Below are 14,778 nucleotides of genomic sequence, written 5' to 3'. Positions count from 1 at the left end.
CCTTGCTCCATACCGAACCAAGAAGCTAAGCTCATCATGGCTGATGATACTCTCCGTTACTCGGATGTCGGGAAAGTAGGTCGTTGCGGACTTTGTTTTATTCTTTATGCTTTTTTAAATCAATTAAAATTTTATGTCAATTGAATTTTAAATCAATTACAATGAAATTTTTAAAATTCTACTTGTAGTTTTTAAATTTTAAAATTCCAAATTCTATAAATTTTATCTTTAAATTTAAAATTTCACTTTACGAATTTAACTTTATCGCTAAATTTTTAAATTATTCTTATCGAAATTTAAAAAAAATTATTAAATTTTAAGTGCGTAAAATTTAGAATTATTTCTCAAATAAATTAAAGGAGAAAAAATGAAAATCTTTAAAATCCTATCAACAACCGCAATCTTTGCAAGCCTAGCTTTCGCTGGGATCAACCTAAACACCGCCACAAAAGACGAGCTAATGGCGCTTCCTGGCATCGGCGAGGCCAAGGCCGAAGCTATCATCGAATACAGAAAAAACAACAAATTCAACTCAATCGACGAGATTAAAAACATCAAAGGCATCGGCGAGAAGCGCTTTGAGGCTATCAAGGACGACCTAACTCTCACTGGCAAGACGGACACTAGCGATCTAAAATCTACTGCGAAAAAGGCTGATAAAAAGGTCAAAAAAGAGGTCGTAAATCTAAAAGACAAGGCTACGAGCACCGATACAGCTAAAAAAGCCAAAAAAGCAAAAGATACAGCTGACGAAGCCAAAAAAATTAAAAAAGCTGTGAGTGAATAATTAAACCAAAAGAAAAGGCTTATAAATTTAGCTTTTTTCTAGCCTTGGCTTGCTAAAATGCGAGGTTTAGGAGAGTTTATGAAAGTATTCGTGTGCGCCACGAAGTCCGAGGCGCAGGGTCTGGTGGAGAAATTTAGACTAAAAAAAAGTAGCGTTAAATTTGGCGAAAAAGGGGCTAAATTTGGCGAGAGTGGCGCAAGTTTTGGCGAAAAAAGCGTCAATGTGTGGCTAGGTGAGGGAATTTTGCTTTTTATCTGTGGTGTGGGCTTTGGCAAAAACGGCGAAAACGCGCAAATTTTTGGCGAAATTTTGGCGAAATTTAGCCCCAAAACAGCCATAAATTTTGGAATTTGTGGCTGCAATAGCGATGAAATCAGTGTCGGCGAGGGGTTTTTGTGGGACGAAAACAGTGCGCCAAAAGGGGCGAGCTTAATCTGCGTTAGCGCCCCGCAAACTACGAAAATTTCGGCACCCACGATAAGTTTATACGATATGGAAAGCGCGAAATTCAAAGAAATTTGCGCTAAATTTGGCGTGAAATTTAAAATCTACAAGGTCGTAAGCGACCATTTAATCGACGCTAAAATCGACAAAGCCAGCACTTGTGCGCTACTTAGGGCGCATGCGGAAAAAATAGGAGAGTTATGAGTGAAATAAATAGTGAGTTCAAACTCGCACTAAACGCCGAAAATAGCGAGCTTTTGCGCGAATTTTTTCTATCGGGGCATTTTAGCTTCCAAGAGCGCAAGCAAATCGCTGAAATTTGCGCTGATTTGCAGGCTTGGGGCGAAAATGTGGGGGAAATTTTAAAAATAGCGAAATTTGGCGAAAATTGTGGCGTAAATTTTGCTTCGAATTTCAGCGGGAATTCTAACACAAATTTTAGCGGAAATTTTAACGCAAATTTTAGCGAAAATTCTAGCGTAAATTCAGAGCCAAATTTACAATCCAAACCCGCCTCAAACCACGCTTGCAAGCAGGTTTTCGCGCGCATAAAATCCGCGTATGAGCTAATCAAATCGCGCCCGCCTGCGTATGAAAATTTCACTCCGCACTACACGCCCAAACGCTACGAAATATCGCGTTTTGCGGGCGAAAAGCTAGCCCTTGGCCGCTGTCCTGTCGCTAGCGAGGGGACGCGCTGCTGCAATCTACTCACGCTCGATGCGGTCAATTCGTGCGGGTTTGACTGCTCGTATTGCGCGATTGGCTCGTTTTACAAAAATGGCGTCGTGGGATTTGACGAAAATTTCGGTGCAAATTTAGCGAAACTGCACCTTGATAGTGATAAAATTTATCATATCGGCACAGGTCAAAGCTCGGATTCGCTCATGTGGGGCGATAATTTCGGCATTTTAAGCGCGCTAAATTCCTTCGCCAGAGCGCATGAAAATGTGATTTTGGAGCTTAAAAGCAAGTCGAATAACATTTCCTTTTTTTTGCAAAACGATATTTCGCGCAACATCATCGCGACATTTTCGCTAAATCCGCAAATCATTATCGAAAATGAAGAACATCTCAGCGCTAGCCTAGATGAGCGCTTAAATGCTGCCAAAAAACTGGCGCAAAAGGGCATTTTGGTGGGATTTCACTTTCACCCGATGATCTGTTTCGAAGGTTGGCGTGATGAATACGGCGCGATTTTTGCGCGATTAGTGCGCGAATTTGACCCTAGTAGCGTAGCACTTGTATCCTTTGGCACGCTGACATTTATAAAACCAGTTATCAAAAAACTGCGCGCCAGAGGCTTAGAGAGCAAAATTTTGCAAATGCCATTTTCGCAGGCAAACGGCAAAATTTCATACCCCAAAAATATCAAACTCGAAATGTTTAAATTCGCCTATTCTAGCTTGCGCGCGTGGCATGAAGAAGTATTTTTTTATCTTTGTATGGAGGACGAGACGCTTTGGGGCGAGGTTTTTGGGCGCGAATTTGACAGCAACGACGAATTCGAGCGCGCGATGAAAGAGGCGTATATGCGCAAAATAAAGGAAAATCTATGAAAAAAGCGTTGATTACGGGCGCAGGTGGCGGGATCGGCAGTGCGATAGCGCGGAAATTTAGCCAAAATGGCTTTGAAATTTTAACCTTCAATTCGAGGTTTGAGGATACTGCCTCGCTTAAAAAAGAGTTAGCAAATTTGAGTAAAGAGAGCTTTGATACTGTGATTTTATGCGCTGGCGTGGGGAATTTCGACCCTTTCGAGGCGGTGAGTGGGGACGAGATTTCGCGCGTGATAAGTGTGAATTTAAGCGCAAATTTGATAATCCTAAATGCGCTAATCAATTCGCTTAAACGCTCGCACGCCCATATTATCGGCATTGCTTCGATTGAGGCGCACAGACACTCGCGATTTAGCGCGCTGTATTCGGCGTCCAAGGCGGGACTGCGGGCATTTTTGCTATGTTTGTTTGAAGAGTATCGCAAGGATTTGCGCGTAACTTGCATAAGCCCCGATATGACGCAAACGCCCTTTTTTGCGGATTTGCGCTTTGAGCCTGGCAGTGATGAGCGCGCCTATATCGACCCAGATGAGATTGCGAATTTCGCCTACGAAGCGTATAAAACCAAGTCAAATTTGAGCGAAATTGTAATTCGCCCGCGTATCGTAGGGATAAAAAAGAAAAATTAATCCGTTAAAAATTCGAGAAATTTTGCCTCATCGAAGCTTTCAAAATGGCTGAAATTTTCAAATTTTGCTATCTTGGCCAGTGAGTGCGCACTCCCAAAAAATGCGAGTTTTTTCGCCATTGCGCCGGAGCGAAGCCACGCGGTAAAGATCGAGTTATACACCAAATCCTCGCACTCTCCGTCGCAGACGATCACAGCGTCGTTTCCATAGAGGCTATCGTCGCTGACATCGGCCCTCACGCAGGCTTTTTGCGCGCTTTGCACGGCTTCTTTGAGCGCATAGATTCGCACTTTGTGCTGGCAAGCACTTAGGGCGTTTAAAATTTGGGCTAGGTTTAAAAGTGAGAAATTATCATAGATTACAACGGCGATTTTCACGGATTTCCTTTAAATTTTTACGCGATTTTAATTGAATTTTGTTTAAAATTCCATATTTTCATAAGGAGAAAATATGATATACGAAGATGATATAATTTTTATCGAGCGCGAGGAGAGCGAAATCCCGTGGATTAAAATTTTTGCCAAAACTAAGGCAAAGGAGATTACGGATTTGCCAAGCGAGCAAATCGCGCACCTTTGGGCGGCTGTTTTGGAGTGCGAAAGGAGCATGCGAGACTTCTACAACCCCGATAAAATCAATATCGCAAGCTTCGCAAACTATGTGCCCAAAGTCCATATCCACCTGCAAGCTAGGTTTAAAAACGACAGCTTTTTCCCTGAGAGTATGTGGGGGAAAAAAATGCGAAAAGCCAAGCTCGACCTGCCAAATTTCGACGAATTTGCCCAAATTTTAAGCGCAAATTTAAAGATAGCGTTTAAGTAGGTTTTGATTTATTTCTACGCAGATAAAACAGAGCCAAAAGCAAAATTAACGCGCAAAATCCGCTGATAAAAAAGCCGAATTTCGCGCCAAATTTATCCGTAAAAAACCCCGCAAAAAGCGCGCCAAATGGCGTGCTTCCTAAGAAAAATAGAGTGTAGATACTCATTATCCTGCCGCGAAATTCGTTGCCCACATGCATTTGCACGGTCGAGTTCATCGACGAGTTTGTCAAAACGAAAAAAAATCCAAGCAGCGCAATTAGCGTGGCATTGTAAGCAAAGCTCGCCACAGCCCCAGCCAGCGCGCAGATCACGCACACAAGCACGGCGCAAATGCGGATAGATTTCAGCGACAAATTCCCAAAACTAGCAACTCCTAGCGCCCCGCACAGCGCCCCAAGCCCCAAAATCGACATCAAATACCCAAAATATCGCTCGCCCTGAGCTAAATCGAATTTCACAAAAGCTGAAATTGTGATATTGTAATTAGGTATGAAGGTCGATAAAATCAGCACAATGAACAGAATTTCGCTTAAAATTTTTTTAGAAAGCATATATGAAAAGCCCTGTTTGATGAGCGCTAGGGGGCTTAAATTTGAGCGCGACACTTTGCTAGCGGGCTCGGAAATTTTGACAAAAAATAGCGAGATAATGACGGCTAAAAAGCTAATAGCATTTATCACGAAGCACCATTTCGCGCCAAAGTGCGCCATTATCAGCCCTGCAAGCGCAGGTCCTGTGATGCGGGCTAGGTTGAAAGAGATCGAATTTAGCGCGACTGCGTTTGGAAGCTCCGAGCTAGAAGCGATGAGCGAGCGCACGAGGGCTTGGCGCGAGGGCGAGTCAAACGCCGTAAATACGCCGTTTATGAGGGAAAGCGTGAAAATGTTTGCGAAGCTAAACGCCTCAAACCACGCCAAAAAGGCGAAAATGCACGCTATAATCATCATGCCGATTTGCGCGCACAAAAGTATGCGAAGCTTGTCAAAGCGATCGAGCAAAACGCCCGAGAATAGCGTGAATATTAGCGATGGCAAAAACTGCGCGAGGCTGATTAGGCCGACCTTAAAAGGGTCGTGCGTGAGCGTGAGCGCAATCCAGGGAAGCGCGATTGTTTGCATCCACGAGCCGATTAATGAGAGATTCATACCAATCCAATAAAGCCTGAAATTGCGGTATTTGAGGGAGTGAAATGGATTTCTCATAAATTTTCCTTGCCAAATTTGGGCTAAATTTTACTCATAAATTTCGAAAATTTCGCTGAAATATGGGGTTTGGATAGGGCAAAATTTCGCCACGACAGCGACTGCGCGCCACTTGATTGTCATTGCGAGAATTTGTAGAAAGTGAAGCAATCCAGTAAAATTTAGAGAGAATTTGAAAATTAGCAAAATTTATTTGAATTTCCCTGGATTGCTTCGCTCGTTACACTCGCTCGCAATGACAGAGTTTAGAGCGCATGGTAATTTAGGCTCGTAGATTGCCACGGCGACTGCGTCGCCTCGCAATGACAATAGCGAACGCTTCAAAAATTCTCGCAATGACAATGGTTCGCGTATCGAGGCAGTATCTCCGACTTGCGAAGCGCAATGATAGACTATCGTCATTGAAAGGAGCTATTTAATGGGCTAAATTTCAAAAAATTATCTATTTAAAATCATCGATTTTAGTATGCGTTTGCCTGCTTCAACGCCTGGCTGGTCGTAGGTATTCACGCCCAAAATCGCCCCAACCCCGCTAGTTAGCAGCTCGAAATAATAAAACAAAAATCCAGCGTTTGCCTCATCTAGCGCGCCCACTTCGATGACATCGACGCTCACACCCTCGTTTATCACAGCCTGCGCGGTCGCGTCGCACTGGAAATTTAGCACACTCTCCAAGCTTAGATCATTTACAAAGTCGCAACTAGCCAAATTTTCCAAGCTCAAATTTGGGATTTTTCGCGATGTGCCGGAGTTTTTTAGCTTCATAAATGTTACTGTTTTATCCTTCACGCCGTCCATTATAAGCTGCAAGAAGCTGTGCTGATCGCGCGAGCCAACTAACCCTACTGGGGTAAGCCCATATCGCGTGTAGCCGATTTTTTTGCCGATACTCTCCGCCCAGAGCTGGACATACCAGTCGTTGAAGGCTTTGAGCCTGTCGCAATAGCTGAAAATCACATTGATTGTGGCGTTTTTGTGAGTGGCGTAGTGGCGGGCTTTTTGCACGACTTCGTTATTTTCTAAATTTTCGAAATTTCCGTTTAGGATTTCGCCTAGAAACCTTTCTTGCGCCATTTTTGCGCCAGCTAGCAAGGCGCGCGCATCGAGCCCAAGAGCGAGAGCTGGCACGAGACCAACTGCGCTAAGCACGCTAAATCGCCCGCCCACATTGGCCGGCATATTTATCACGGTGGCGTTTTGAGCTTTTGCGTAGGTTTCTAACGCCGAATTTGGATCCGTGATAAAGATGAAATTACGACTCAAATCCTGCGCGCCAAACTCATCTAAAACGACCTTAAATAGCGAAATGGTTTCGATTGTGGTGCCGGATTTGGACGAGATGATAAAGAGCGTATCGCTAAATTTGAGCCCATTTAAGGCGTTTTTGACGCTAAAATCGTCTAAATTATCCAAAATTTCAAATCTCAAATTTGGCTCTATTTTTTCGCGTAGCATTTCGTAAAACGCCCTTACACCCACGCTCGAACCGCCAATTCCCACGACTACGACAGCGCTAAAATTTTTGCCAGCTAAAAACTCGCTAGCCTGTGCGATCGCGCTTTCACCGCTATCTGGTAGGTGATAATACCCGATCTCGCCACCTTCGAATTCATCTTTTAGCGCCAAAGCAACATTTTTTAGCGCGTCGTTTTTGGCTTTGGTAAAAAAAAGTTTATTTTTTATCATTTTTTTTCTTTGCAAATTCTTTTTCGTAAAAATACTTCGTCGCCTCGACATAACCCTCCACGGAGCCACAATCAAAGCGTTTGCCCTTGAATTTATACGCCATTACAACGCCGTTTTTGGCCTGCTCCAAAAGCGCGTCGGTGATTTGGATTTCGCCGTTTTTGCCAGCTGGCGTGCGCTCAATGATATCGAAAATATCAGGCGTGAGTATGTATCTGCCAATGATCGCTAGGTTTGACGGGGCGTCCTTTGGGGCTGGTTTTTCGACCATATCGCTAACCATAATCAAATCATCGCTGATACTTTTGCCTGCGATTACGCCGTATTTGCTGACATCTTCTTTTTCTACTTCCATTACGGCTACGATTGAGCAACGATATTTCTCATAAACTTTAACCATTTGTGCTAGCACTCCCTCGCCACCTGTGTTTATACACAAATCATCAGCCAAAACTACGCCAAATGGCTCATCTCTAACGAGAGTTTTGCCTGTAAAAATCGCGTGTCCTAGCCCTCTCATATCCTCTTGGCGGGTAAATGAAAACTGACAAGATGACATTAAATTTCTAATATCATCTAGCAAATACTCTTTGCTAGTGCCCTTGATTTGGTCTTCTAGCTCATAACTTCTATCGAAATAATCCTCCAAAGCGCGCTTTCCACGCCCTGTGACAAATGCCATATTATTCATACCAGCTTCTAACGCCTCATCTACGCCATAGTGAATTAGTGGTTTTGTAAGGATTGGAAGCATTTCCTTAGGTAGCGATTTTGTGGCTGGCAAAAAGCGCGTGCCATACCCCGCAGCAGGAAATAAGCAAGTCTTGATCATGATTGTATCCTTTTGAAATTTTAGTAAATCTTGATTATAATATAAAAAAGGTAAATTTAATCATAAAGGCGAAAATGTATATCATACAGCGTGAATTTAGCGCGAATTTAGAGGTCAAAAAGTCAAATTTCATCGCGCATTTGGTGCCGTTAGCTGAGTTTGAGCGCGTGCGTGAGCGACTAAAAGACGAACACCCCAAAGCCCGCCACATCGTCTGGGCGTATCGAGCGCTAAATGAGTATTCTCAAATCGTCGAAAACCAAAGCGACGACGGCGAGCCCAAATCCACGAGCGGGCCATCGTGCCTAAATGCGCTTCGTGGCGCAGGTCTGATTGACACGGCTGTGCTTGTGGTGCGGTATTTTGGTGGGATCAAGCTAGGCACGGGCGGGCTAGTGCGCGCGTATGGCGGGGCTGTAAATTTGGCGATAAATGCGAGCGAGCTAGTATTATACGAGCTTAAAAAGCCGTGTGAATTTTTCGTGCCGTTTGCGCAAATTGCGAAATTCGAGCACTTTATGAAAAAGCAAAATTTCGCTTACACGCTAAATTTCACCGACACAGGGGCTGTTTTTTCGTGCGCTCTTTCTCAGGCGCAAACAGCGATTTTCGCGGATTTTGCGCAGGGTTTCATCGCGCCGTTTGAGATACTCAAACTGCCTGAATTTTAAATTTTCCACATAATATTATTGTTGTTTTTTTATTTTAAGTTAAATTTTATAAATCACTTTGTAAAATTGAGAGAAATTTTATCGTAAAGGAAAAAAATGCCAAGACCAACCCCTAAAAACAACGAAATCAAGCTAGATCCGGGCAGGTATATCGTCTCTCGCACCGATCCTAAGGGTATCATCACATTTGGCAATGTGTATTTTTGCGCTATTTGCGGGTATAGCGTCGAGGAGCTACTCGGTCAGCCACACAACATAATCCGCCACCCAGATATGCCAAAAATCGCGTTCAAGCTCATGTGGGATACGATCCAAAAAGGTCGCGATTTCGTCGCAGTCGTCAAAAATATGGCGAAAGACGGCAGTTACTACTGGGTCATGACCGAATTTATCCCTAAAAAAGACCCCGCCACAGGCGAGATTGTCGAATACACAGCCTATCGCAAAGCTCCGCCACGCGCTGCTATCGACATCGTCGAACCGCTGTATAAAAAGCTTTGCGCCGCAGAGGAGCAAGGCGGTATGGAGGCTAGCGAGGCGCTTCTAAACGAGTATCTCAAAAAACAAGGCGAGACTTATGAGAGCTGGATTGTGCGCATTACTGGCAAGTCAAACCCGATTACTGCGCTGTTTTTTAAGGCGATGAGGAAGCTTTTCGGCTAAATTTGGCTTGAAATTTGATGATTTAAATTTGCATGGATTGTGAATTTTGATTGTTTAAATTTTAGTTATTTAAATTTTTGGTTTTAAATTTTGCTCATTTAAATTTATGATTGAAATTTTGATTATTTAAATTTTTGTTTTAAATTTTGGTCATTTAAATTTATGATTGAAATTTTGATTATTTAAATTTTTGTTTTAAATTTTGGTCATTTAAATTTATGATTGAAATTTTGATTATTTGAAATTTTGTTTAAATTTACGATTAAAATTTTGGGCTTATAGCTTAAAATTTTACTTGAAATTTTGTTTGAATTTTAAATTTCATTTTCCCCTTTTGCCTAGACCTCGCGTCTAGGCTTTTTTATTTTGCATTTTTTCCGCTAGCGCAACTTCTAAACACTGCCCCGAGATTTATATAGTAATTTAAGCATACTTTTAAAAAAATATTTTATTATTACAATATAATTATGGAGTAGGTAAAAATGACTTATGAGTGGGACGAGGTAAAAGCTAGGTTAAATATCGCAAAGCACGGAGTTAGCTTTGATGAAGCAAAGAGTGTTTTTGGCGATGAGCGTGGTCTTGTTATTTTCGATGAAGACCACTCGGAAGATGAAGAAAGGTTTTTGCTTTTGGGCGTAAGTCTAAAAGAGAGAATTTTGCTTGTGGTGCATTGTTATAAGCAAGGCGACATTATTCGCATTATCTCGGCACGAAAAGCTACTAAAAACGAGCAAAAACAATACAAGGAGCAGTTATGAAAAAAGAGTATGATTTCTCAAAAGCCGTTAGAAATCCGTATGTAGATAAAAGCCTAAAAAGGCAAATTACCATAAATTTAAGTGGCAAAGTGATTGATTATTTCAAAGAAATGGCAGACAAAAAAGGTGTGCCATATCAAACCCTTATCAACATTTTTTTAAATGATTGCGTTGATAAGAAGCTTGATATCGCTGTCGTTGGTGCAAATTAATTTATTTGGTTGTGACGAAGCAATTTACGACTTTAAAATTCCAAGCGCTAAATTTGCAAATTTAGCGACTTTAAAATTCCCCCAAATTTCCCCCAAAAACGGCGCAAAAAAAAACGGCGATAAATTTTATCCTTTACAAATGTGTAATTAAACTTTTTTTAAATTTTAAACAGATAAAATACGGAGTTATTCATCACATTTTGCGATTAAGTTCGCAGAAAAGGAGTTTTTATGAACAAAGTCTATAAGCTCAAAAGGAGCTCTCACGGCGTCAAGGTCGTCTCTGAGATAGCCAAAGGTCACAGTGGCGAAAAAACTATCGATGAGCGCGCTGGTTTTGGTGGGTTTATAACTCAGAGTATCACTTCATGTAATACATGGCGATTAACCATGTCGGTCGTGGCTGCCCTAGCACTCGGTTCAGTCTTTGTGCCTAGCTCAGCATTTGCTAGTGCGCCTGGTATAAATAATAGTGCAACCAGAGCTGCATGGGGATCTGGTGAAGCTAAAAAGAATGATGGAAGTGATGTTTCTGGTAGTCATACTAACATTGCAAATAATGTTACAATTACCAATAAAAATGGTAGCACTACAACTGCAAATTATGCTACAAATACAACACCTACAACTAGAAATTCTACTGCTATTGGAACGAATAGTTTGGCTTGGGGTGGAGCAAATGCCACAGCAACAAATGCTACTGCATGGGGCTATGGAGCGAGTGCTGATTATTGTATAGATCAAACTACTGGTTTAAGAAAAGCTTGCGTATCTGGCGATACTACTAGAACGCAAGCTAGATATTTTTCGCAAGCTACTGGTATTTATTCTACTGCATGGGCTGGTGGTAGAGCTACTGGCATGTTTTCAACTGCATTTGGTGGTGGTGCTTGGGCTAATGGCGTGCGCGCTGTTGCATGGAGTTCTGGTTGGGCTTTGGGAGCAGATACTACTGCGTGGGGTAGAGCAACAGCTAGTGGAAATAATGCTACTGCTTGGGGTAGTAGTGGTGTCTTAGCAAGTGGTGACAACTCTACTGCATGGGGTGGTGCTAATGTAACAGCAAGCGGAAATCAAGCAACAGCATTTGGTGATGGCACTACTGCTTATGGTAATCAATCAACTGCTTTTGGCAACGATACATACGCATTAGGACATGGTGCTACTGCTTGGGGTGTTGATACTAATGCTAGTGGTGATAAATCAACTGCTTTTGGTAGAAATACTCTTGCTAAGGGCGATAGTTCTGTGGCGTTTGGTCTTGACAACAACGCAACGGGTGCAAATTCGCTAGCAGGTGGTGGTAGGCTTAATGTAGCTAGTGGCTATGCAGCAACCGCGCTAGGTGGTAGAGAAAACAAAGCTATCGGAGAAAGATCAGCTACTCTTGGCGGTAGATTTAATATAGCCAAAGGCGACGGTTCGGTTGTGCTTGGTGGTGAATACAATGAAGCAAACGCTACAAATTCTGTCGCTTGGGGTTTTGGCTCTATAACACATGCAGGAGCTAATAATTCAACTGCTTTTGGTGCAAATTCACACGCTTATGGTGCAAATTCTCTTGCTGCTATCGGTGGCACGGCACTTGGAGAAAATTCTATCGCTATGGGTGCGGGTGCAACAGCAAATAAAAAGAATACTTATGCTATCGGTAAAGGTGCATTAGCCGATAAAGAGAATACTATTGCTTTTGGTGAAAATGCAAAAGCCCAAGCTAATCGTGGCATAGCTATCGGTATGAATTCAGATGTTGCTAATGGCTCTGCCGGAGCCATAGCTATCGGTAGTTCAAGCTATGTTGGCGGTAAGCCTGAACATACAATAAACGGTCAAATTCTTTATGATCAAAACGGAAATTTGATTGTGGTAAAAGGGTCGAGCGCACAAGGCGTTGGTGCCGTCGCTATCGGTTCTCAATCTGTCGCCGAAGGTGATGGCGGTGAAGGCAATATCGCTATCGGATATATGGCTTTGGCTAAGGATTTATCAAAGGCAAGTGATAATGCAGGACAAAGCACAGCTATCGGAACGAACGCTAAGGCTATCGGTTCGCAATCAATGGCACTTGGTGCAAATGCCGTAGCTAGGGGATATGGTTCTATCTCAATAGGTGGTGATGATATCGGCGGAGCGACAGATAATACCGGTGAAGGTAATAAATATAGTTTGATTACAGATTATATAAATTTTATCGGCGGCAATAATAATGTATCAAAAAGGATCAATGCTTTACAAGAAATGTATAATGGCGACATGACCGCAAGTTCTGATATAAATAGCGACTGGATGAAAAATGACGGCTATAAATCAACAGAAGCTAGCGGTCTTGCTTCGCTTGCAATAGGTCAAAGCTCAGAAGCAAGTAATACCTTTGCAAATGCTATCGGTTTTACAAACGAAGCTTATGGTATAGCTTCAAATGCCTATGGTGTAAGCAACAAAGCACACGGCAAAGGCTCTATCGCTTTTGGTTTGGAAAACAAAGTTTATGATACAAATTCTAGTGCGATAGGTGTTGTCAATATTATTAGTGCAGGCTCTGAAAACTCCATGGGTTTGGGTAATATGAACCAAATTCAAAACGGAGATTTCTCTATCGCAGCTGGTTACTACAACTTAAACACTGACGATAATACTATAACAGTAGGTTTGTTTAACCGCGCTACTTCTCAGGCTGCTTCGGCTGTGGGTATCGAAAACAACGCAACAGGCTTCGGCTCTATCGCTGTGGGTGGATACAATAGCGCTAGTGGTACTTACTCTACTGCGTTTGGTCTTAAAAACGACGCGGCTGCTGATTTTACGCTAGTTATCGGTTCTGACAATAACGCATCAGCTTCGCACTCTATGGCACTAGGTGCTGATAATAACACCACTGCTGCTTACTCTGTCGCTGCTGGTATGAGCAATGTCGCCGAGGGCGAGAAATCAGCCGCACTTGGTTTTGGCAATGTCGCAAGTGCTGATAGGTCTTTCTCGGTCGGTATGGACAACAATGTAACCGAAACAGGTGTCGAGTCTATCGCGCATGGTTATAGAAATGTCGTAACTGGCTCAAAATCTATCGCTATGGGTAGTGATAACAATGTCAGTGGTAACAACTCTGGTGCATTTGGTGATCCAAGTCAAATCAATACAGACCAATCATATAAAGTAGGTAATGATAGTTACTTCGGCAAAGGCGCAAAAGACGGCGTAACCGCGAATGATACTACAAGCAATAATTTATTTAGCCTTGGTAACAGAAATGTCATCGGAAATAGTGGAAATACAAAAAATGTATATGTAGTGGGTTCTGATAACGAGATAGATAAGTTAGAACATGTATATGTTTTAGGAAGTAATGTTAAAACAGCTCTTGGAAATTCTGTCTTTTTAGGCAATGAGAGTGCTTATGTCGCAGGAGATACTACGGCTGCTAATGGTGAGGTAGAAAATGCCACAGTAGGCGGCGTGACTTATGGCGATTTCGCTGGTGCGCAATCTAAGGGCGTAGTAAGCGTAGGCGATAAAGATAAAGAGCGTAGAATCCAAAATGTCGCAGCGGGTCTAATCACAAAAGATAGCACCGATGCTATCAACGGCTCGCAACTATACGCTGCTTACGATCAGTTACAATGGCAAGTAGGCGCAAATACCGATATCGCTGGCACTGTTGGCAAACCAGACAAAAATACAAATAGGTCAAATGTATATTTCGTCGAGGGTAATGATGGTATAAAAATCACAGCCGCTGAAAATGCTAGTAAAAAAGGCTATGATGTTACATTTGCCCCTAAATTCCAAAACGCCACTATCAAAAACAACAAGATTGTTTCAATAGGATATAACGGAGATATATATAGCGTAGCAGGAGATGGAGTAGATACTAATACAACCGTCGTCAATAAAGACGGAAGCGTAAGTGTAACAACTGCTAGTGCGCTAAATGCTTATGGTGGTAGAGAGTATATCCTAAGCATAGCAAATCAAATGGAAGCCAATAGAACCGAAATTTCAAATGATATTAAAAATTTCTTTGGTGGCGAAACTAAAATCGAAGGCAACAAAACTATCGTTACAAATCTAGGTGGTACTGGCGAGACTACTATCCACGACGCTATCAAAAAAGCGTATGACAGAAATGATACTGTCAAATCTGGCGATCAATATGTGACTGTCGAAAGAGATAGAAACGGCGCAGAGGACGGAAATGATTTCACTGTCAAAGTAACACTTCCAGTGCAATATACAGATGATACAAATAGCACTGTTACGCTAACTAATAACATTAATAACAATCCAGTTAAGATTACAAATTTAGCTCCTGGTGAAGCTGATACAGACGCAGTCAATGTATCTCAACTCAAAAAAGGTGTTGAAAGCAATAGAACAAAAGTTACTGTCAATGGTGGCACAGAGGCTGGAATAAAAGGTGCTTACACAGGTGGTAACCTAAAACTTACTCATGGCGGTGAAAATAACAACACCTATGACCTAAAACTTGCTAATAACCTAACAATAGGTGA

General features: G+C 42.2%; 15 protein-coding genes. 10 read left to right on the top strand and 5 right to left on the bottom strand.

Annotation, left to right across the window (positions count from 1 at the left end; all coding sequences use genetic code 11):
- The first annotated feature begins 367 nt into the window (after positions 1-367).
- From OFN98_RS08040 to OFN98_RS07960, 4 genes are all read left to right on the top strand, one after another.
- Positions 368-787, top strand: a complete 420-nt coding sequence (locus OFN98_RS08040) for a helix-hairpin-helix domain-containing protein (protein ID WP_270875046.1) — start codon at positions 368-370, stop codon at positions 785-787.
- 78 nt (positions 788-865) lie between these two features.
- A complete protein-coding gene (locus OFN98_RS07970; RefSeq protein ID WP_270875045.1) occupies positions 866-1,435 on the top strand; it encodes a hypothetical protein in 570 nt (189 codons plus the stop codon).
- Positions 1,432-2,790, top strand: a complete 1,359-nt coding sequence (locus OFN98_RS07965) for an SPL family radical SAM protein (protein WP_270875044.1) — start codon at positions 1,432-1,434, stop codon at positions 2,788-2,790. Before OFN98_RS07970 ends, OFN98_RS07965 begins: the two co-directional genes overlap by 4 nt.
- Positions 2,787-3,419 carry an SDR family oxidoreductase gene (locus OFN98_RS07960; RefSeq protein WP_270875043.1) on the top strand — a complete coding sequence of 211 codons (633 nt, stop codon included), beginning with the start codon at positions 2,787-2,789 and terminating at the stop codon, positions 3,417-3,419. Before OFN98_RS07965 ends, OFN98_RS07960 begins: the two co-directional genes overlap by 4 nt.
- Here OFN98_RS07960 and OFN98_RS07955 read toward each other — a convergent pair.
- Positions 3,416-3,796, bottom strand: a complete 381-nt coding sequence (locus OFN98_RS07955; protein ID WP_270875042.1) for a hypothetical protein — start codon at positions 3,794-3,796, stop codon at positions 3,416-3,418. The genes OFN98_RS07960 and OFN98_RS07955 overlap by 4 nt on opposite strands.
- Positions 3,797-3,869: 73 nt before the next feature.
- On the opposite strand from OFN98_RS07955, the gene OFN98_RS07950 reads away from it, so the two are divergent.
- Positions 3,870-4,241, top strand: a complete 372-nt coding sequence (locus tag OFN98_RS07950) for an HIT family protein (protein WP_270868965.1) — start codon at positions 3,870-3,872, stop codon at positions 4,239-4,241.
- On the opposite strand, the gene OFN98_RS07945 is transcribed toward OFN98_RS07950, so the two are convergent.
- The 4 genes from OFN98_RS07945 to galU form a co-directional block, all read right to left on the bottom strand.
- Entirely contained in the window at positions 4,234-5,445 is a 1,212-nt protein-coding gene (locus OFN98_RS07945; RefSeq protein ID WP_270875041.1) for an MFS transporter, read from the bottom strand. The two genes, OFN98_RS07950 and OFN98_RS07945, sit on opposite strands and share 8 nt — an antisense overlap.
- Positions 5,446-5,634: 189 nt before the next feature.
- A complete protein-coding gene (locus OFN98_RS07940) occupies positions 5,635-5,847 on the bottom strand; it encodes a hypothetical protein (protein WP_270875040.1) in 213 nt (70 codons plus the stop codon).
- Positions 5,848-5,883: 36 nt separating this feature from the next.
- Positions 5,884-7,131: a glucose-6-phosphate isomerase gene (locus tag OFN98_RS07935; protein WP_270875039.1), complete on the bottom strand. Its 1,248-nt coding sequence runs from the start codon at positions 7,129-7,131 to the stop codon at positions 5,884-5,886.
- A complete protein-coding gene (gene galU / locus OFN98_RS07930; RefSeq protein WP_270875038.1) occupies positions 7,118-7,963 on the bottom strand; it encodes a UTP--glucose-1-phosphate uridylyltransferase GalU in 846 nt (281 codons plus the stop codon). The genes OFN98_RS07935 and galU overlap by 14 nt, the downstream gene beginning before the upstream one ends.
- A 74-nt stretch (positions 7,964-8,037) precedes the next feature.
- On the opposite strand from galU, the gene OFN98_RS07925 reads away from it, so the two are divergent.
- The 5 genes from OFN98_RS07925 to OFN98_RS07905 form a co-directional block, all read left to right on the top strand.
- A complete protein-coding gene (locus OFN98_RS07925) occupies positions 8,038-8,634 on the top strand; it encodes an IMPACT family protein (RefSeq protein WP_270875037.1) in 597 nt (198 codons plus the stop codon).
- A 96-nt stretch (positions 8,635-8,730) separates the two neighbouring features.
- On the top strand, positions 8,731-9,297 hold the full coding sequence (locus tag OFN98_RS07920) for a PAS domain-containing protein (protein ID WP_270862991.1): 567 nt from the start codon (positions 8,731-8,733) through the stop codon (positions 9,295-9,297).
- A gap of 482 nt (positions 9,298-9,779) precedes the next feature.
- Positions 9,780-10,058 carry a BrnT family toxin gene (locus OFN98_RS07915; protein WP_270875036.1) on the top strand — a complete coding sequence of 93 codons (279 nt, stop codon included), beginning with the start codon at positions 9,780-9,782 and terminating at the stop codon, positions 10,056-10,058.
- Positions 10,055-10,270, top strand: coding sequence for a CopG family antitoxin (locus tag OFN98_RS07910; protein ID WP_270862993.1), 216 nt, complete (start codon positions 10,055-10,057; stop codon positions 10,268-10,270). Before OFN98_RS07915 ends, OFN98_RS07910 begins: the two co-directional genes overlap by 4 nt.
- A gap of 231 nt (positions 10,271-10,501) precedes the next feature.
- Positions 10,502-14,778 (top strand): hypothetical protein (locus tag OFN98_RS07905; protein WP_270875035.1); only part of this gene is annotated, 4,277 nt, incomplete at its 3' end.

Source organism: Campylobacter sp. JMF_15 NE4 (assembly GCF_027737645.1).
Taxonomy (GTDB): Bacteria; Campylobacterota; Campylobacteria; order Campylobacterales; family Campylobacteraceae; genus Campylobacter_B.
The sequence above is the reverse complement of the archived record's forward strand: the minus strand, read 5'-3'. Positions and strand labels throughout refer to the sequence as shown.

Bases quoted from the DNA above. Each gene is read 5' to 3' on its own strand.
- OFN98_RS08040 (WP_270875046.1), top strand. From the start codon at position 368: ATGAAAATCTTTAAAATCCTATCAACAACCGCAATCTTTGCAAGCCTA.
- OFN98_RS07970 (WP_270875045.1), top strand. From the start codon at position 866: ATGAAAGTATTCGTGTGCGCCACGAAGTCCGAGGCGCAGGGTCTGGTG.
- OFN98_RS07965 (WP_270875044.1), top strand. From the start codon at position 1,432: ATGAGTGAAATAAATAGTGAGTTCAAACTCGCACTAAACGCCGAAAAT.
- OFN98_RS07960 (WP_270875043.1), top strand. From the start codon at position 2,787: ATGAAAAAAGCGTTGATTACGGGCGCAGGTGGCGGGATCGGCAGTGCG.
- OFN98_RS07950 (WP_270868965.1), top strand. From the start codon at position 3,870: ATGATATACGAAGATGATATAATTTTTATCGAGCGCGAGGAGAGCGAA.
- OFN98_RS07945 (WP_270875041.1), bottom strand. From the start codon at position 5,445: ATGAGAAATCCATTTCACTCCCTCAAATACCGCAATTTCAGGCTTTAT.
- OFN98_RS07940 (WP_270875040.1), bottom strand. From the start codon at position 5,847: ATGACGATAGTCTATCATTGCGCTTCGCAAGTCGGAGATACTGCCTCG.
- OFN98_RS07935 (WP_270875039.1), bottom strand. From the start codon at position 7,131: ATGATAAAAAATAAACTTTTTTTTACCAAAGCCAAAAACGACGCGCTA.
- galU (WP_270875038.1), bottom strand. From the start codon at position 7,963: ATGATCAAGACTTGCTTATTTCCTGCTGCGGGGTATGGCACGCGCTTT.
- OFN98_RS07925 (WP_270875037.1), top strand. From the start codon at position 8,038: ATGTATATCATACAGCGTGAATTTAGCGCGAATTTAGAGGTCAAAAAG.
- OFN98_RS07920 (WP_270862991.1), top strand. From the start codon at position 8,731: ATGCCAAGACCAACCCCTAAAAACAACGAAATCAAGCTAGATCCGGGC.
- OFN98_RS07915 (WP_270875036.1), top strand. From the start codon at position 9,780: ATGACTTATGAGTGGGACGAGGTAAAAGCTAGGTTAAATATCGCAAAG.
- OFN98_RS07910 (WP_270862993.1), top strand. From the start codon at position 10,055: ATGAAAAAAGAGTATGATTTCTCAAAAGCCGTTAGAAATCCGTATGTA.